Annotated in this window: 17 protein-coding genes and 1 pseudogene; 2 read left to right on the forward strand and 16 right to left on the reverse strand. The window is 40.9% G+C overall.

The features are described from left to right. The 5 genes and pseudogenes from ASU00_RS27000 to ASU00_RS21185 all read right to left on the reverse strand — a co-directional run. On the reverse strand, positions 1–168 hold a 168-nt coding region (locus tag ASU00_RS27000; RefSeq protein ID WP_413783538.1), incomplete at its 3' end, for a hypothetical protein. Between the two features lie 29 nt (positions 169–197). Next, positions 198–1,676 (reverse strand): annotated as a pseudogene (locus ASU00_RS27005) (pectate lyase-like adhesive domain-containing protein); the annotation flags it as partial. A gap of 385 nt (positions 1,677–2,061) precedes the next feature. Then, complete coding sequence (locus ASU00_RS21175) at positions 2,062–2,253, reverse strand: hypothetical protein (RefSeq protein WP_057915449.1); 192 nt, start codon at positions 2,251–2,253, stop codon at positions 2,062–2,064. Between the two features lie 416 nt (positions 2,254–2,669). After that, positions 2,670–3,842 (reverse strand): sporulation protein YhbH, encoded by a 1,173-nt coding sequence (gene yhbH, locus ASU00_RS21180; RefSeq protein ID WP_057915450.1) that lies wholly within the window; start codon positions 3,840–3,842, stop codon positions 2,670–2,672. Positions 3,843–4,275: 433 nt separating this feature from the next. Continuing rightward, positions 4,276–4,455 carry a hypothetical protein gene (locus tag ASU00_RS21185; protein WP_057915451.1) on the reverse strand — a complete coding sequence of 60 codons (180 nt, stop codon included), beginning with the start codon at positions 4,453–4,455 and terminating at the stop codon, positions 4,276–4,278. 118 nt (positions 4,456–4,573) lie between these two features. On the opposite strand from ASU00_RS21185, the gene ASU00_RS21190 reads away from it, so the two are divergent. Then, entirely contained in the window at positions 4,574–4,783 is a 210-nt protein-coding gene (locus tag ASU00_RS21190; protein WP_057915452.1) for a heavy-metal-associated domain-containing protein, read from the forward strand. Between the two features lie 127 nt (positions 4,784–4,910). Here the strand turns inward: ASU00_RS21190 and ASU00_RS21195 are convergent, their stop codons facing one another. From ASU00_RS21195 to queG, 9 genes are all read right to left on the reverse strand, one after another. Continuing rightward, positions 4,911–6,806 (reverse strand): PrkA family serine protein kinase, encoded by a 1,896-nt coding sequence (locus ASU00_RS21195; RefSeq protein ID WP_057915453.1) that lies wholly within the window; start codon positions 6,804–6,806, stop codon positions 4,911–4,913. A 493-nt stretch (positions 6,807–7,299) separates the two neighbouring features. After that, entirely contained in the window at positions 7,300–8,307 is a 1,008-nt protein-coding gene (locus ASU00_RS21200; protein ID WP_057915454.1) for a FecCD family ABC transporter permease, read from the reverse strand. Beyond that, complete coding sequence (locus ASU00_RS21205; RefSeq protein ID WP_057915455.1) at positions 8,304–9,314, reverse strand: FecCD family ABC transporter permease; 1,011 nt, start codon at positions 9,312–9,314, stop codon at positions 8,304–8,306. The genes ASU00_RS21200 and ASU00_RS21205 overlap by 4 nt, the downstream gene beginning before the upstream one ends. Positions 9,315–9,380: 66 nt before the next feature. Then, positions 9,381–10,301 carry an iron-hydroxamate ABC transporter substrate-binding protein gene (locus ASU00_RS21210; RefSeq protein ID WP_057915456.1) on the reverse strand — a complete coding sequence of 307 codons (921 nt, stop codon included), beginning with the start codon at positions 10,299–10,301 and terminating at the stop codon, positions 9,381–9,383. After that, entirely contained in the window at positions 10,252–11,100 is an 849-nt protein-coding gene (locus ASU00_RS21215; RefSeq protein ID WP_057915457.1) for an ABC transporter ATP-binding protein, read from the reverse strand. Before ASU00_RS21215 ends, ASU00_RS21210 begins: the two co-directional genes overlap by 50 nt. 271 nt (positions 11,101–11,371) lie before the next feature. Beyond that, on the reverse strand, positions 11,372–12,121 hold the full coding sequence (gene nfsA / locus ASU00_RS21220) for an oxygen-insensitive NADPH nitroreductase (protein WP_057915458.1): 750 nt from the start codon (positions 12,119–12,121) through the stop codon (positions 11,372–11,374). An 83-nt stretch (positions 12,122–12,204) separates the two neighbouring features. Beyond that, entirely contained in the window at positions 12,205–12,693 is a 489-nt protein-coding gene (trmL, locus tag ASU00_RS21225; RefSeq protein WP_057915459.1) for a tRNA (uridine(34)/cytosine(34)/5-carboxymethylaminomethyluridine(34)-2'-O)-methyltransferase TrmL, read from the reverse strand. A 67-nt stretch (positions 12,694–12,760) separates the two neighbouring features. Further along, the gene (locus tag ASU00_RS21230; protein ID WP_057915460.1) at positions 12,761–13,618 is read right to left on the reverse strand and encodes an amidase domain-containing protein; all 858 of its coding nucleotides are present in this window, start codon (positions 13,616–13,618) and stop codon (positions 12,761–12,763) included. Positions 13,619–13,768: 150 nt separating this feature from the next. Then, positions 13,769–14,908: a tRNA epoxyqueuosine(34) reductase QueG gene (gene queG / locus ASU00_RS21235; RefSeq protein WP_057915461.1), complete on the reverse strand. Its 1,140-nt coding sequence runs from the start codon at positions 14,906–14,908 to the stop codon at positions 13,769–13,771. A 105-nt stretch (positions 14,909–15,013) separates the two neighbouring features. Between queG and ASU00_RS21240 the strand changes: the two genes are divergently transcribed. Beyond that, complete coding sequence (locus ASU00_RS21240) at positions 15,014–15,682, forward strand: B3/B4 domain-containing protein (RefSeq protein ID WP_057915462.1); 669 nt, start codon at positions 15,014–15,016, stop codon at positions 15,680–15,682. Between the two features lie 65 nt (positions 15,683–15,747). Here ASU00_RS21240 and ASU00_RS21245 read toward each other — a convergent pair whose 3' ends face one another. Together ASU00_RS21245 and ASU00_RS21250 are read right to left on the reverse strand one after the other, a co-directional pair. Further along, complete coding sequence (locus ASU00_RS21245) at positions 15,748–17,007, reverse strand: MFS transporter (protein ID WP_057915463.1); 1,260 nt, start codon at positions 17,005–17,007, stop codon at positions 15,748–15,750. After that, positions 17,004–17,483: an SAM-dependent methyltransferase gene (locus ASU00_RS21250; protein ID WP_057915464.1), complete on the reverse strand. Its 480-nt coding sequence runs from the start codon at positions 17,481–17,483 to the stop codon at positions 17,004–17,006. The genes ASU00_RS21245 and ASU00_RS21250 overlap by 4 nt, the downstream gene beginning before the upstream one ends. Positions 17,484–17,521: the final 38 nt, after the last annotated feature.

Below are 17,521 nucleotides of genomic sequence, written 5' to 3' on the forward strand. Positions count from 1 at the left end.
CAATTTATTGACTGCATTTTGGGCTTCGGTAACCGCGGCTTGATTCGTCGTACCTTTCAATGTGTCGAACTTGTTATCCGTATACAAACCTTCCACTTTGTTCTTCGCATCGTTCAAGTCTTTTTCAGCTTGTTCTTTTTTATTCAATAAATCTTTCGCTTTGTTCACTAAATCTTGTAATCGATTTTTTTCAGGANTAATTTATTGACTGCATTTTGGGCTTCGGTAATCGCCGCTTGATTCGTCGAACCTTTCAATGTGTCGAACTTGTTATCCGTGAACAAACCTTCCACTTTGTTCTTCGCATCGGACAATTCTCTTTCTTCTTGTGTATCTCTTAACTCAAACTGCTTGGTTTTAGACATGTACATCTCTACATTAGGAGCTTCTCCCCAGAGGTAGCCATTATCGCGATAAGAAGCTGTCCATTTAAAAGGGTCACCGTCCCAGCCTTTAAACGTTTTGGTAGGGGTATTGGACGTGTCCTCCCAAATTTTAAACTCATCCGTTTCCACATTAAAATTGAAGATTTGTTTATTATCAAAGGCTGTCTTATTACGCGAGGATATTAAAACATGCTTTGGTTTGGTAAAATATATATCCGCTGCATATGGTGCATACATTGCAACTCCATTTTCTGTACTCACATTAAGTTTTGCCTTTTCATTAATCCTTGCATTATTATAAAACGAGAGCATAGCTGATGTATCTGTACCTCCTCTAATCATATTCAATTCTGCCTCTGAATCCACAATGAAATCTCGCAATGCCCCATCGTACGTAAAACTTTTTTGCCCATTAATATTCACTTTTGCATTCTTACCAATTACTAACCTGCCATAATCTTGTGTCGCATAAAATATTGCTTTTCCACTTTTTTTAGTATAAATATCCAGTAATGCATTAGGTGCGACTACAAAATTAGGTAGTTTTACCTCAGTCAAAATAACGGAATAGGTATTATCATGATTTATGATAGTGTCACCTTGAAATTCCACATCTCCTATTTCAGCCATTTCTTGGGCAGGTGATGATCCTGGCATGGTCGTATTATTGATATTGATGTTATTAACTCCTCTAAAAATTGCGCTCCCGTTACGGTTCCAAATCATTTGTGGTCCACTATACGTTACATTTTCGAATACTTGTACCACATTTTTTGATGCATCGTTTATTGTAATGAATCCATAATAATTCTTCCCTCTAATAGTAAGGTTCTTTACAGTGATATTCTGCAATATATTACCCTTGCCATAATAGAGACCTCCTGATCCCCCATTCGCTCCTGTCTCCGAAACTGTAAAGTTATTTCCTTCAATCAATATGTTTGATTTTTTCGCTTGAATGTTAATAGAACCGCTTATATCGATGTTTTGTCCAAGTTTGATTGTTGTAATTCCATTATCAGCTTCCAGTGCAGCCTTTAATTGTGCGAAATTGTTGACGACCGCTTCGTTGGCCGCCCTAGCTGCTACCGCTTTACTCTGTGATTGGGGATCCTTTGTTTGTGTACGCGATTCCTGACCTTTGGCCTCAGACTCTTGCGCATTCGCAACTTCCTTATTTGGTGTGGATGATTGCTCCGCAAATCCTGCAGTTGGCATTAATAGAGAGCTTGCTAACAGAAATGATGTGGTCATCACGTTAATAGGTTTTAATATCTTGCTTTTTTTCATTTTGTTCGTTCCTCCTAAAATAATGAGTTTGTTATTGCTAACAATTTAATACTACTATTTTTCGACAAACTCCTCGTTCCAATATTGATGAAATAAAAAGCATTTTTGGAACTGCTTGTATGCGAAAAAACTTACATATAGTGATTTTGTTTTATATAAAGGTGAAGGAGGTCAAATAAAAGATGTAGATACCACTCTCTCAGCAAAAAAAAAGCACAGCCATATATCAAGTTGCTTGTGCTCGGAGCTTCATTCTTCAATATTAAGTACTAACATGAATTTTATTTCTTTTACCTAACCATATTTGCATCTTAAGATTAGGGATATAAAGGCTGCGTGGGTGACCATTTGATCGAACCTCACGTTTTCGCTAATTTCCATCCCGTTATTTTCTGTGGGCACTTATAAGGAAGGAAAGAGCTGTAACAATAATGAGTGTGATTTTCAACGTATTAATTTCTTGTTTATTTAATAGTAGGTACATTAAAAATAGGACTAAAAAGGCTTGGATGAAATAAATCCGGTTTTTTATTAGGAATGCCCCTGCTTTTAATAAAAAGGCAAATGGCTTTGACATAATCTTGCTCCTTTTATTTAATGGCAACCATATACATATAGGCATGTTGAATTTAGAATAAAAATGAAGCGTTACAACACTGATTGGATTAAACTCACATGCTCCATTCTGGAAGTAACTTAAACGGCCTGCCCTCAATAATTAAGGAACAGGCCGTTTAAGTGAAGATTAGGCTTTTTCTTTTAACAATGGGGTTAGGGGAAGTGTTTCCGCACTTCTATTTTATTTTAATATATTTAGCCAAACCCATCGTTCCAAAAATGAAACGCTATGATTTACATTTCAAACTCCCTATATTTTTCTATGCCGCTCCCTCAGTTTAGCTTCGCTGTGCAGCCCTCCGGAAAATAAAAAAAGATCGTAGAGAGAAGTCCCTACAATCGGAGAGGAAGGCGGAACAACCTTCCCCGGTATCTTTATGCGAATTTCTTCTGTTCTTCGTCTTTAAAGAAGCTCTTCATCGCGTGGAAAACATCCGCCTTTTGTTTTAATATGAAATATCTGAACTTTTCATTATCGATATTCTTATAAGCTGTCATCAATGTCGAATGGCGGTTGTACTGATTGACTTCGCCATATCCGAACATATTGGAAAGCTTCATCAGTTCCTCCACTAGCTTGACGCATCTAACGTTGTCTGATGTGAGATTGTCACCGTCGGAAAAATGAAATGGATAGATATTGAATTTTGCCGGGTCATATTTATGATCGATAAGTTCTAATGCTTTTCGATATACAGACGAGCAAATCGTCCCGCCGCTTTCCCCTTTTGAAAAGAAATCCTCTTCCGGAACGACCTTCGCTTCCGTATGGTGGGCTATGAATTCAATTTCAACCGTTTCATATTTCGTTCGCAGGAATCGGTTCATCCAAAAGAAAAAACTACGTGCCATATACTTTTCCCACAAACCCATACTTCCTGAAGTATCCATCATCGCCAGCACAACAGCTTTGGAATCCGGCTTCTCGATTTCATTCCACGTCTTGAATTTAAAATCTTCCTTATATATCGGATGAAAGCCTGGGTCGCCGCTTAGGGCATTCCGCTTAAAAGCGGATATCATCGTTTTCTTTTTATCGATATTGCCCATTAAGCCTGTCTTGCGAATGTCGTTGAATTCGATTTGTTCAAGCGTGTGCTCCGCCTGTTCTTTCTTCTGGAGATTAGGCAGTTCCAGCTGACTGAACAGCGCTTCTTCCAGTTCCATCATCGAAACCTCTGCTTCATAATAATCCTCGCCCGCCTTGTCACCCGCTCCTTGACCTTTACCAGCTCCGGCATCGGATGGAGATCCATCCCTTGCGACCACATCTCCTACCTTACTATCCCCATCACCTTGACCTACGTGTTTGTTCTTATCATAATTGTAACGGATTTTGTATTCATCCAAGGAGCGAATGGGAATCTTGATGACATCCCGACCATTTGACATGACGATGCTTTCTTCGGAAATTAAATCAGGTAAATTATTCTTGATCGCTTCCTGCACCTTTTCCTGATGACGCTGTTGATCATCATAGCCTTTTCGATGGAGGGACCAGTTTTCCTGTGAGATAACATATTGTTGTTGATTATTCTCTTCCGACATTCTCTTCCCCCCTTAAAAATGTTTGCACGCGTTTCATCATTCCTTCATATAATAAATTAGTGTGAGAAAACCCAAAGCATTCCCATTTTCTTTTTTAAAAATAACAGTCCGGAAAAACATACTAAAAGAAATGTATTACTCTATCTTATGCAGCGATACAGGATAATTTACAACAAAATTCAATAATGGATGTTTGCCTACAAACCGGACAAGTCACGTCATGCTTTTTTAGGCGTGGGTTTGGAATTCCCGGGACTTAGAGGTGGTTACATGGATGGATGTTATATATGAGGAACTCAGGCGAAGCTGTACATAAAAGGATAGGATCTTCATGATGACCAACTTAAAGCGGCCAAAAAGACCCCACAATAAAAGGATGCTCCATCAACTATCTGGACCACCCTTCACCACAGTTAAAATCATTTCCATTACGTCAATCTTTATCTACCTCCACTTCATGCTGGACTGTACCTGGCCGTTTATGCCTCTCTTTCAATTCTTCATTCGTCCTTTGATTTTCCATCTGCTTTCCAAGTTCTTTCATCTCTTCAAAATCCTTAGCCATTGAGCTGTTTTCCGGAACATGCTCTTTTTTCAATTCTTCTTTACTCATTGGATATCACCTCTACTTTATTGATACCCATTATTTCCAAATTCAAAACGTAACATATCCAACCTGAATATGGGGTATAGATAGTACAGATGAGCAAATCCAAGGAGGTGCAAGGTATATGCAAACAACTACACTTTATGTAAAAGAAGCGACATCGGAAGGACCGATTGCAAATTTAGAGTCGATCCTTTTGAAAACGGAAGGTGTGGAACGTGCGATCATCGATGTCGATGATGGCGAAATAAAAGTCGATCATAGTGAAGACACACTTTCATCTGACCAACTTGTCACACTTATTGAACAGTATGGCTTGAATGTAACTAAATGATTAAGCGCACAAGTCAAAAAAATACCGGGCTAACCATTGGCCCGGTATTTCTTATGTTATTATATGTCCCCTCTTGCAAGCTAAAACTTTTTAACACCTACCCAATTGAGTATAAGGAAAAGATGAATTACCGATTTAACAGACTGCCCACATACCGCAGCAAATCATTGGCTGAAGTGGAATTATAACCGTGCTCATCGATAAGTCTCGTGATGACTTCGTTCACTTTCTTCAGTTGTCTTTCATCCGGTGTCTTCGTGGAAGTCGTGATTTTAACGACATCTTTCAGATCGGCGAATAGCTTTTTCTGGATCGCTTCTCGTAAACGATCATGTGAATTATAATCGAATCGTTTTCCTTTACGCGCATAAGCAGAGATACGTATCAATATTTCTTCACGGAATGCTTTTTTGGCATTCTCGGAAATACCGATTTGCTCTTCGATCGAACGCATCAATTTTTCATCCGGATTAATTTCTTCTCCAGTCAATGGATCGCGCAGCCTAGATTTATTGCAGTATGCTTCGACATTGTCCAGGTAATTATCCATGAGGATCTTGGCCGATTCTTCATAGGAATAGACAAATGCCTTTTGCACTTCATTTTTGGCGATGGCATCATATTCCTTACGGGCGAGTGAAATGAAATTCAAATACCGCTCTCGAAGTTCATTCGAAATGGAAGGATGCTGGTCAAGTCCGGCTTTCAATGACATAAGTACATCCAATGCATTTATGGAAGGATTCTCCTTACGGATGATCGTTGATGAAATTCGGTTAATTACATAACGAGGATCGATCCCGCTCATGCCCTCGTCCTGATATTCTTTTTTCAGCTCATTGATGTCAGCGGAATTAAAGCCCTCCACATTTTCCCCATCATATAGCCTCATCTTTTTCACTAAATCGATGTCGCCTTTTTTCGGATCCTTCAGTCGGGTCATGATGCTGAAGATCGCCGCCACCCTTAATGTATGCGGGGCAATGTGAACATCCGAAACATCACTTTCATGTATCATTTTTTCATAAATCTTTTCTTCCTCGGTAACCTTCAGATTATAAGGAATCGGCATGACGATGATCCGGGAATGCAATGCTTCATTTTTCTTGTTCGATATGAACGCTTTATACTCCGTTTCATTCGTATGAGCCACAATGAGTTCATCGGCGCTGATCAATGCAAAACGGCCTGCCTTAAAATTCCCTTCTTGTGTCAATGATAGCAAATGCCATAAAAATTTCTCATCACATTTCAGCATCTCCTGAAATTCCATCATCCCTCTGTTCGCTTTGTTTAACTCTCCATCAAAGCGATAGGCCCGCGGATCGGATTCTGACCCATATTCGGCAATGGTTGAAAAATCGATTGAACCCGTCAAATCAGCAATATCCTGTGACTTAGGATCAGATGGACTGAATGTGCCGATCCCGACACGCTTATCCTCTGAAAGGAAAATACGCTCGACCATCACATCTTCAATCCTGCTTCCATATTCCTGCTCTAATCTCATGACATTCAACGGCGATAGGTTTCCTTCTACCCTGATGCCATATTCCTCAAAGAAATCATTCCGTAAATACTGTGGAATGAGATGCAACGGATCTTCGTGCATCGGGCATCCTTTTATAGCATAAATTGCACCTGTTTCTTTTGAAGAATAATTCTCAAGCCCACGCTTCAGTAAAGAAACGAGTGTAGATTTCCCTCCTGATACCGGACCCATGAGAAGCAATATCCGCTTTCGGACATCCAGCCGCTTTGCTGCCGGATGAAAATATTCCTCGATGAGTCTTTCCAGGGAATCCTCTAGTCCAAATAACTGACCGCTGAAAAAATTGTATTTCTTTGATCCATTTACTTCCTCTATCCCTGCATCTCTGATCATGTTGTATACACGTGAATGAGCAGATTGAGCAACTAATGGCGTTTCTTTCAATATGTCTAAGTACTCTGCGAAGGTGCCTTCCCACTTGAGCTTCTGTTCATCTTCTCTAAATTTTTCAATTTTCTTTAATATATCCATTTAAGGAACCTCCCCCTGTCACTTTCAGAGAATACTTAAATCTATGCTCCAATTCTGACAAACATGTCAGACTTTAAAAATCCCCACCACTTTCCTTGTATTGAAAAGGCCTAGCAGTTGAACAATGTTGACAAATCAGACAGCAAAAAAAATTGTGTGCACTCCTGCTAAAAATTAGGGTATACTAAGCCTATACTTAAGTGGGACAATTTGGGTAAAGGGAGGTTACAACATGGGCACAGTTATTATCATTGCAGTAGCTCTTACATTTTTAGCCGCTATCTTCACTGCTGGGTATGACGACAAACCTGGTGTGAAATAAGGATAGAACACCCAGAAAAAGGCCTTGGTCATTGTTGACCAGGCCTTTTTGTATAGAGTTTACCCTACAAATCCAGTTTCCTCCATTCACGATTAGGCAACTCTCGAGTACACTCCGTTTTTATCCAAATTAAAATCCCTTGAAGAATATCAAGGGATTTTTAGCAACATTCTATTTCTTCAACAGTAAATACATGAAATAAGGCGCGCCGATCAAGGCAACCATAATCCCTGCGGGTATTCCCTCCGGTTCGATTATATTACGGCCAACCGTGTCGGCAAGCAGCAATAACCATCCACCGATCAAAATGGCAACCGGAATGAATAATTGATTTCGCGGTCCAACCAAGGATTTTGCTATATGTGGGGCCATCAGTCCGATAAAGGCTATTCCGCCCGTAACGGATACGGCAGCAGCAGCAAGTGCGACAGCAGTTATGAGCAAAATGATCCGTTCTCTTTCAATTGAAACCCCCACGCCGATTGCCACCGGTTCACTCAAACCAAGCAAATTCAAACGATTCGCTTTATATAGCGTGAATGGAATGAGGATGATCAGCCACGGAAGGACTGCCCAAATGAAGGGCCAATCCGCACCCCAAATATTTCCTGCCATCCATTTCACTATGAAATCGACTTTGGCTCGTTCCGCTGAAGAAATGAGGACGATCATCAAGCCAGAAAGCGCCATTGAAAAGCCAACACCAATCAATACTAGCCGAACTGGTTCAAGGCCAGCCCTTCGCTTAAATGAAAGAACATATATTATACAGGCCGTCAGCATCGCACCGATAAACCCGACAACTGGAACCATATAAACGAATGAACCAGCGTCGATCGGGAAAAACAGAAAGAAAACGGCAATGGCAACGCCCGCTCCGGAGTTAATGCCGATGATTCCGGGATCGGCTAAATCATTCCGTGTAATTCCTTGTAATATCGCACCTGAAAGTGCAAGGGCCATGCCTGCTAAAAGAGTAATGATGATGCGCGGTAACCGAATCGAAAATAATACGAATTCTTCTTTGAATGTCCCTTGTCCGAAAAGAGTTGGCAGCAGCCTTCCAATAGAAAGATTCGAATAGCCTGTACATGTACCAATAATGATTGTAATGATGATTAGTGAGGTTAATGCCCCTACTATCCATCGCTGTTTTTTGATTAAAGCTGGCTGGATCATGAAAAAGCTTTACCTCCTTTACGCACGATTAGGAGGAAGAAAGGTAAACCTATCAACGCAACAACCGCTACCACTGGTGTTTCATATGGAGAATTGATTGTACGGCCGATCGTATCGGCAAGAAGCATGAACGTTGCTCCTAAAATGGCGGACATCGGCAGGATGAATCGATAATCCGTACCAACGATGGCCCGAACTATATGAGGAACCATTAACCCAATGAATACCATATTTCCGACAAGTGCAACGGCAGCACCAGCAAGCAGAATGATGACAACGAAGAGTACCGCCTTTATTAGGGTAGTTTTTTGACCCAAACCTACCGCTACCTCTTCACTTAAGCTAAGGATGGTGAGTTGTCTTGAGAAGATAAGGGAGATCACAATGCCTATAATAATGAACGGGACGATTACACGAAGCTGCCCCCAGGATGTTCCGATATTTCCCCCGGCAGTCCACATCGATACATCTTTTGATACTTTGAAATAGATACCGACCCCTTCAGAAATCGCGAATAGGAATGCAGAGACCGCAGCACCAGCTAACACGATCCTTAATGGCGAAAATCCTCCCTTTTTCATCGCACCGATCCCGAAAACCATAATGGCCCCGAAAGCGGAACCAATAAAACAAGCAATCATGATCCCTAAGTTATTAATTGAAGGAATGAATGCCAAAGTAATGGCAAGTGCTGCGTTGGCACCGGCCGTCAATCCAAGCAGGCCGGGATCAGCAAGTGGATTTCTCGTCATTCCCTGCATGATCGCACCTGAAACGGCAAGTGCCGCACCAACAAAGATTGCTCCAACTTCACGAGGGAATCGGATTTCCCGAATGATGGATATCTTATCACCGCTAGCATTGGACGTCAGTGCTTGCCATACATCTTTGATCGTAGTATCAGCTGCACCAAATACCATCGAAATCATGAACATGCCCAGAAAAGCAGCGATCCCTATGATCAGTTTATATATAAATGGGATGAAACGTTGATTTTCATTAGTCATCTGTCTCTCTCATCTCTTTATTTTATAGAATAAAAGGAGAGGAATTATTATCCCTCTCCCTCATTTTTATTTTCCTAGAAAACTTTTGGAAAAGAAATCCAATTGGTAGTCTAATGTTATTGGATCATTGAAGTAGAATTCTTTTGCATTAGCTTCAAACAATTGATTGTTTTTAACGGCAGGAATGTTTTTATAAGTATCTGTTTGTTGGAATGAATTATCTTCATCTTTATTATTACTCAAAATCACATAATCACCTGCATAGTCTTTCAATACTTCCAACGATAAAGCAAAGTAACCATCTTTCAATGCGACTTCTTTTACTTTTTCAGGCATCGCCAATTTCATTTCTTGATAAAGGATTTCCGTACCGCGGCCCCAATTATCGCCAAATACGTAGAACTGTTTGTCAAACTTTTCAAATACGGATACGGTAGCATCTTCACCGATTTTAGCTTTAATATCTTCTCCTGTTGTTTTAGCCCGTTTTTTGAAATCATCCACCCAAGCTTGGGCCTCTTTTTCTTTATTCAACAGTTTACCTATTTCCACATGCTGTGTTAAATAGTCCACTTTTCCGTATGAATATGTTACGGTTGGTGCAATTTCCTTTAATTTATCGACATTTTTAATCGTCGATAAACCGATGATTAAATCCGGATTCAAGTCGATGATTTTTTCCAGATTTTCATCCGTTACTTCCTCGACATCTTTTAACTCTTTAAAATTCGGGTTCATTTTAGACCATGAATCTACCCCTACAAGGTTAACATCCAAAGCCATTACGTTACCAGCAAAAGAAGAAAGTACTACAACACGCTTCGGATTTGCTGGAACTTTTACAGGTCCATTTTCAGATTGGTAAGTGCTCGTACCTGATTTTTCTTTTTTGGTAGCGGAGCTTTTTTCTTTTTCGGCCGACTCGTTACCACAAGCACTAATGATTAACACCAACAGCAGTATAAACGGGATCAGGATCTTTTTCATTTGTTGTTGAATCTCCTTTTAATAAATTGTATGTGCTGCACATTGGTTTGTTCGTTCGTTGATCTCGTCCAATTACCGCATCGATATGGAATACTTCCTTAAGCACTTCATGAGTGATGACTTCTTCGCAATCTCCTGCTTTCACTACTTCCCCATCTTTTAAGGCGATGATATGGTCGGCAAAGCGGGCAGCTTGGTTTAGATCATGCAAAACCATGACTATCGTACGGCCTTGCTCTACATTCAGCTTCTGTAAAAGCTCCAAAACCTCTAGTTGATGTGCCATGTCCAAATAGGTTGTCGGCTCGTCCAGGAAGATGATGTCCGTTTCCTGAGCCAAGGCCATGGCTATCCAAACACGCTGGCGCTGGCCTCCTGAGAGAGCATCCACGGGGCGGAACTTGAATTCTTTCGTACCCGTCACTTCAAGTGCCCAATCAATCACATCATAGTCTTTTTGGGTTAGCCGCCCGAATCCTTTTTGATAAGGAAAGCGTCCGTATGAGACGAGCTCGCCGACTGTCAATCCACTTGCACTCTCGGGTGTTTGCGGAAGTATCGCCATTTTTCTTGCAAGGATCTTTGTGCTTTCTTTATAAATATTCACCCCATCTAATACGACCGTCCCTGCTTGATTAGGGATGATCCGGGTGATCGCTTTCAAAAGCGTCGATTTTCCACATCCATTTGAACCGATGATCGTTGTAATTTTTTTATCTGGAATTTCCACACTGAGATCTTTTACAATTAAGCGGTCACCGTACCCAATGTTTAATTCTTCTGTATATAGGCGAACCATTATTTCAACCTCCATTTACTGAGAAATAGACAAGTAAGAATTCAAATGAAAATGATTATCATTATCCATTACTTAATTACTATAATTCTATACAAAAATATTGTCAATAGTATTTCATGGGTATTAAAGAAGAAAGTTAAATGGGATGTATAACCTGGAATTTTTTTAGTAATTATCGGACAAAAACAGAAAGATCCTGGAAAATTCCGGGATCTTTCTTCATTGAACAAATTATTAATTACGCAAGATCCATCCAGGACTAATCGATCACTTAATGTTTTTTAAATCCTTGCTTCTCGACATAATCCTTCATATATAATCGGCTTTTCTTTCCGAGCATATCGGCCATTTGCCCTGTCCAGGTATCATGACGTTTTCCTTTAGTCCTTTGCTCGTAATAATCGGAGATCGTTTCATTGTAAGCTTCAAGCTGTCCGATGAATTCCTGCCGTTCCTCTTGATAGCCATTCTCATGATAAATATTGGACTTCGGTAAACGCGGTTTTTTATCAGATCTGTTCTTAGGATAGCCGGCTACCAGTCCAAATAAAGGGATGACCCGATGCGGTATATTCAATATCTCTGACACAGCTTGAAGATTGTTACGGATGCCGCCGATATAGCAAATGCCAAGGTCCATTGCTTCAGCAGCCAATGCTGCATTTTGAGCTGCCAGGGCAGCATCGATACAGGCAACCATGAATTTCTCGGTACTTTCTAACGATTCAGTCACGTCCGTACCTTCCATCTCGGAAACGATATCCTGCCGATATAAATCGGCGCAAAAGACGAAAAGATGTCCATTCTTTTCGACATAAGATTGAGGTCCGGCAAGTTCAGCAAGCTTGGCCTTCTTTTCCGGATCGGTAACACCGATGATTGAATAGGCTTGAATGTAACTGGAGGTGGATGCAGCCTGGGCACACTCCACAATCGTATGGATTTGCTCATCGGACAATGGCTTGTCCTCAAAAGAACGAATGGAACGGTGATCTAGAATCTTCTCAATAATAGTATTCAATGCTCCCACCCCCAAAAAATATGTAAAATAAAACATCCATCATCGGGGAAAAACATTTCCCCCGATGACAATATGGTTATGACTCAGCCTTTTGTTGTCAAATCCAAAGCACGATAATCTTGCTGTCTCAATGCTTCATAAACCAAGATGGCCGCTGTGTTCGATAGATTCAAGGAACGAACTTTATCCGTCATTGGTATCCTCAGGCACCGATCCATATTCTCATGGATGAGCTCTTTCGGAAGCCCTGTCGTTTCCCGGCCAAAAATGAAGTAAATTTCGCTGTCCTGATTACTGTAATCAAAGCTTGAGTGAGGCTGTTCCCCGAATTTCGTCAAGTAATAAAATTCGCCGCCGGCATTAATTTCAAAAAACTCTTCTAATGAATCATAATAATGGATCTTTACATTCTCCCAATAATCGAGCCCGGCCCGTTTAAGCTGTTTGTCATCTGTTGAGAAACCAAGTGGACGAATAAGATGTAAAACCGTATCCGTCGCTGCACACGTTCGTGCGATATTACCTGTATTTGCTGGAATCTGTGGTTGATATAATACTACATGTATAGCCACTGCATTTTCACCTCTAGTTTAAACTTCACCTTAATTATAGCACTAAACAAAACAGACTAAAAACCAATCATCCTCCATCCAAAATCATAAAGAACTTATAAACGATATTTGGTGTATATCTGGTCGAATCCTCATACGACCAATATCTATGACGGCTGTTCATCGTATGGGCGTTCACAAGCGGCATCCCATCCTGATCCTTTGCCGTCACGATCAAGTTATGATCGAACCGTCCGTCCCCTTCGAAATCGATACAAATGATATCCCCTAAATTCAGTTCCCGCGCCGATTCCACTTGCTTCGTCCTGATGCTAGTTCCCGCTTTTAACAAATAATATAAAGAGTGGGCCGTCGTCCAAGTGTAACTCCAGCTTTTCCCCCTGATCCACCAGCCTTTACTTTTGTTCGGTGCCCCCCACATCGGGATACCTCCAGCATGTAAACATTGTGAAATGTAGTTCGTACAGTCATCAGTGAATTTATAATACACCGGATTGAATTCATTCCACCAACGCTCTGCATATTGAACGGCCTTCATCCGCTCATACTTATAGGCGAGACGCTCGGCGCCCGTATCGCATTTTAACGGTTCTTCCTCCGACTCAAAGCTCGGAAGCAACTCACGTTCATCGACTAGATACCCATCTCGAAACCTAGCCTCCCTTTCTTCCATTTCTTCTTCTATATAAAATGAATCGTCCTGCTTCAATAAGTACTGCAGATGCACTTGATAAGTCAGGATAGTATCACTGTCTTCCTTTTTCCTCGAATGAACCTTGCCTGCTGCGTTCACCCGAACAATTTCCGCAGCACGGTTCCTCATCAAATCCTTTTTCAGATGGGATTTCCGTTCACTCCGCTCCTGATTATCGGAAGTATACAATTCAATCCTTTCCTGTAAAAGGCGTTGCAATTGTTTCCTCAAGGTCATGCCCTCCTTCATACCTTCTATGGTAATGTGTATGTATGAGGGCATGGACAAAAACACAACTTCATGAAATGTGGGGGGGTCATTTGACTTTAAGCTTTATGAACTTACTATAAAAAAAACCGCCCCGTAATGGAGCGGCTGACTCTAATTCGTTTCAAAAGCAAACTGCAGTCCCTTCTCGATTTCTTCCAAAACCTCTTCATCCGTTTCTTTCGTTCTCGCTTCTTCCAGCACGGAAACAGACTGCTTCCGGCCAATTTTCCCCACTGCCCAGGCTGCCGTGCCGCGAATGACGGGACGAGGATCATCCTTCATGACCTGAATCAATAAGGGTAATGCCGTCTCATCTTTGAAGTGGGCCAGTGCTAAAATTGCATTTCGTTGAATCGGTTTTTTACCGCGCCAAGATCCAGATACATGTCCGTATGTCTCTTTAAATTCCCGATTTGAAATCGTAAGCAGCGGTTTCAACAGCGGCTTGGCCAATTCCGGGTCAGGCTCCATCTCTTCATGAAAATGAAAATCGATTCCTTTGTTTTTCGGACAAACGGTCTGGCATGTATCGCATCCATACAAACGATTGCCTATTTTCGCCCTGAATTCGTCCGGCAGGAATCCTTTTGTTTGCGTTAAAAAGGCAATGCAGCGCTTGGCATTCAATTGGCCTCCCTGAACGAGCGCTCCTGTCGGGCAAACATCGACACATTTATTGCATGTCCCGCATTGATCTTCCATCGGCTGATCAGGCTCAAACGGCAGATTGGTAATCATGTCTCCCAAATAGACATAAGACCCAAATTCCGGAGTGATGATCATACTGTTTTTTGCACTCCAGCCAATTCCTGCACGCTCAGCCACTGCCCTATCCGATAATTCGCCCGTATCAACCATCGACTTCGTCACTGCCCCTGGCACTTTATCTGTAATGAAATCCTCAAGTAACTGCAATTTTTTCCGTAGCACGGTATGATAATCCGTGCCCCAGGAAGCCCGGCAAAAGATCCCGCGGCGTTCACCTTTTGTACTTTGCGGGGCTTCCTTCAATTTCGACGGATAAGCAAGCGCAATCGAAATGATGGATTGCGGTTTATCGAATATCAATTCAGGCCTCACCCTTTTTTCTATATCTTCTTCCTCAAACCCGGACTGATAATCAAGCTCTTGTTGACGTATCAGCCGACCTTTCAATTCGGTAAAAGTCGTAGCCGATGTAAAGCCGATTTTATCGATGCCGATCTCCTTACTATATAAAATCACTTCTTGCTTGAATGTGTTCATATCCATAATTATCACCTACGTTCATTCAGTATTCCCATTGAAGCTTGAATTCATTTCAAACCATTGCTATCTATGATAAACTAATTGCAATCATTTTTGGAGGTGAAACGCTTGGAAATTAACATATCCGCTAATCTTAGCAGTAAAATCCCTGAATTCAAAGTCGGGATCATTACATATGAAAACATCGAAGTAGGTCCTTCCCCGCAAATGGTGAAAGGGAGACTTCAACTATTTCAGGAAGCTCTTTTCTTCGACCTTGAAGAAAAGGAGTTGACCGACTTTTCCGGCATTAAAGTGTGGCGAGAGATTTTCAAGACTGCAGGAACAAACCCATCACGGTATCGTCCCTCCGTGGAAGCCCTTTACCGCCGCATAAAAAAACAGAATTACTTGACGCCCATCCATTCAGCCATTGATTTGAATAACTTTTTTTCCCTTTTATATGAGGTTCCAATCGGCATTTATGATGCGGAAAAATTATCAGGAGATATCTCGATTAAGATTGGTGAGGGATCCGATGGTTATGAGGGCTTGAATGGCCGCTTGAATTCCATGGAAAATATGATTACCTCAGCCGATCATGATGGCACATTCGGAAGCCCTTACGTTGATTCAGAGCGAACGAAAGTCACCGAAGAAACGAAAAAAGTCCTCCAAATCATTTATTTACAACCGAAGACACCAATCGAGGAAGCCGGGCAGCTAACGAAATCCTTGATGGACATGTTCCTTGAAATACATGGCGGTGAAGGGTCTTACTCAATTGTAGAAGGATAATTAAAATTGAACGGGAAATAAACCCTTTCCTCAATCGGAAGGGGTCTTTTCATGATACGATTCCGTTATGCCGAATAGCTTTGATTCACGCTTTTTTTCGGTATGAAATACATGGCAGCCATTGTAGCAATTAGTATTATTATACCAAGGGATGCGAATAACAATCTTGATGATACCAATTCACTCATTATTCCAAGCATGATGTATACCAATAAAGCAAATAATGAAACAAAGGTAGTATAAAAGGAGTGGACTCGTCCTTGAACTTCTATATTCACCTGATATTGTATAGTTGTTAAATAGGCAATACGGGTTTGAAATGTGCACCCCACCAAAAAATACCCTAAAATGCCAGTAAATAGATTAAATGATAAAGAGAAGAACAGGATGCTGCATCCTAAAACTCCAACCCCCCCCACTAAAGTGAACCAATTCCCCAGTCTTTTCACAATAGAAGGTAAGAAAAATCCACCCACTATCGCACCTAGTGCAAAGCCTGCATCTATATATCCAAAACCGGCAGCCCCTACTTTTAAAACATCTTTTGAGAAAATCGGAAGCAGAGAATTTATCGTTCTAAGCGAAATGGGATAAGAAAGCATGATCACATAAAGAATCCAAATTTGTCTATTATGTAGAATATATCGATACCCCACCTTTAATTCTGCAATGAATTGCTCGAAAAACTTGGTATTTTTCACTTCCATCCCTTGCTTTTGCTTAGTTAGATTAGTAGCTTTCGGCATTAACAGAATGCATATCCCAGATACAAAAAATGTCAATCCGTTAATAAGCATAACCCATACAGGTTCATATAAGGCAACGATAATTCCTCCTATACCCGCTCCCACAACCGAGCCTATTTGTGCTGTGATTTGAGTCGTGCTATTTGCCGTCAGCAAAAGGGTACGAGGTATTATTTCTCTGATTAATGTTACGATTGTCGGTTGGAATAATACATCTCCGGCCGCTACCAAGAATGTCATTAAGTAAATATGCCAAATGTTCAGATCACCCATCCACCAAATTATCGGTATAATTAATAAAACCAGTGCTCTAAAAAAGTCTAAAAAACCAGCTAATATCCTTTTATTCAGCCGATCGACCCATACTCCCGAAAAAGGGGATAAAATGATTCCTGGAATGGAAGAGCATATAAGGATGATGGCAATCGTATAATTTGACTGGGTCATGGTCAAACCAAGCCAACTACTTGAAATAAATTGCATTCCATTACCAAAAAAAGAAAAAGTGGTAGCAATAAAATAAAGAAAATATGCACGATTTTTGAGAAGTTCTTTTCTTTCCTGAGAAACGCCGCTCATTTTGTTAACGCATTACTATAATAGTTTTCCATTAACTCTTTTGACCAATCGGGTTGATTAACTTGGCCGATTGGGCCGAATTCAGCCATATAAGGCTTAATATCCAATACAGGCGTTTGATCAATGGCATCCAAAGCCCTGACAGTCATCTTTAGACCTTCCACTTTTAACAACTCACATCTTGATACACCAATCTGATTTGGCCGGGCCTTGGCTCTCTGAGAAAAAATCCCCACCTTTGGCCAGTCGGTTCGATTTCTTGGATGCCTAGCATTCAGCTGAATTTTTTCAGGCTCAACTTTATTCATATAAAATATGACTTCGATATGTGAAAATTGTTCTAATCCAAACAGGCAATCTTCTTTGAATTTGGAACGATCCAAAATGATCTCGGAAATTACCTCTCCCCAATAATCATCATCTAAATGGACTCTATCATTTTTGATTAAACCTATTGGCTCTAAAAGTAGTGACACTTCGCTTCCCCCTCGATAATCAAAATTTCAAATTCAAA

Source organism: Peribacillus muralis (assembly GCF_001439925.1).
Taxonomy (GTDB): Bacteria; Bacillota; Bacilli; order Bacillales; family DSM-1321; genus Peribacillus; species Peribacillus muralis.

What these genes read in the sequence shown, in the direction of transcription:
- ASU00_RS21175 (WP_057915449.1), bottom strand. Translation starts at nt 2,253, where the DNA reads ATGTCAAAGCCATTTGCCTTTTTATTAAAAGCAGGGGCATTCCTAATA.
- yhbH (WP_057915450.1), bottom strand. Translation starts at nt 3,842, where the DNA reads ATGTCGGAAGAGAATAATCAACAACAATATGTTATCTCACAGGAAAAC.
- ASU00_RS21185 (WP_057915451.1), bottom strand. Translation starts at nt 4,455, where the DNA reads ATGAGTAAAGAAGAATTGAAAAAAGAGCATGTTCCGGAAAACAGCTCA.
- ASU00_RS21190 (WP_057915452.1), top strand. Translation starts at nt 4,574, where the DNA reads ATGCAAACAACTACACTTTATGTAAAAGAAGCGACATCGGAAGGACCG.
- ASU00_RS21195 (WP_057915453.1), bottom strand. Translation starts at nt 6,806, where the DNA reads ATGGATATATTAAAGAAAATTGAAAAATTTAGAGAAGATGAACAGAAG.
- ASU00_RS21200 (WP_057915454.1), bottom strand. Translation starts at nt 8,307, where the DNA reads ATGATCCAGCCAGCTTTAATCAAAAAACAGCGATGGATAGTAGGGGCA.
- ASU00_RS21205 (WP_057915455.1), bottom strand. Translation starts at nt 9,314, where the DNA reads ATGACTAATGAAAATCAACGTTTCATCCCATTTATATATAAACTGATC.
- ASU00_RS21210 (WP_057915456.1), bottom strand. Translation starts at nt 10,301, where the DNA reads ATGAAAAAGATCCTGATCCCGTTTATACTGCTGTTGGTGTTAATCATT.
- ASU00_RS21215 (WP_057915457.1), bottom strand. Translation starts at nt 11,100, where the DNA reads ATGGTTCGCCTATATACAGAAGAATTAAACATTGGGTACGGTGACCGC.
- queG (WP_057915461.1), bottom strand. Translation starts at nt 14,908, where the DNA reads ATGGATATGAACACATTCAAGCAAGAAGTGATTTTATATAGTAAGGAG.
- ASU00_RS21245 (WP_057915463.1), bottom strand. Translation starts at nt 17,007, where the DNA reads ATGAGCGGCGTTTCTCAGGAAAGAAAAGAACTTCTCAAAAATCGTGCA.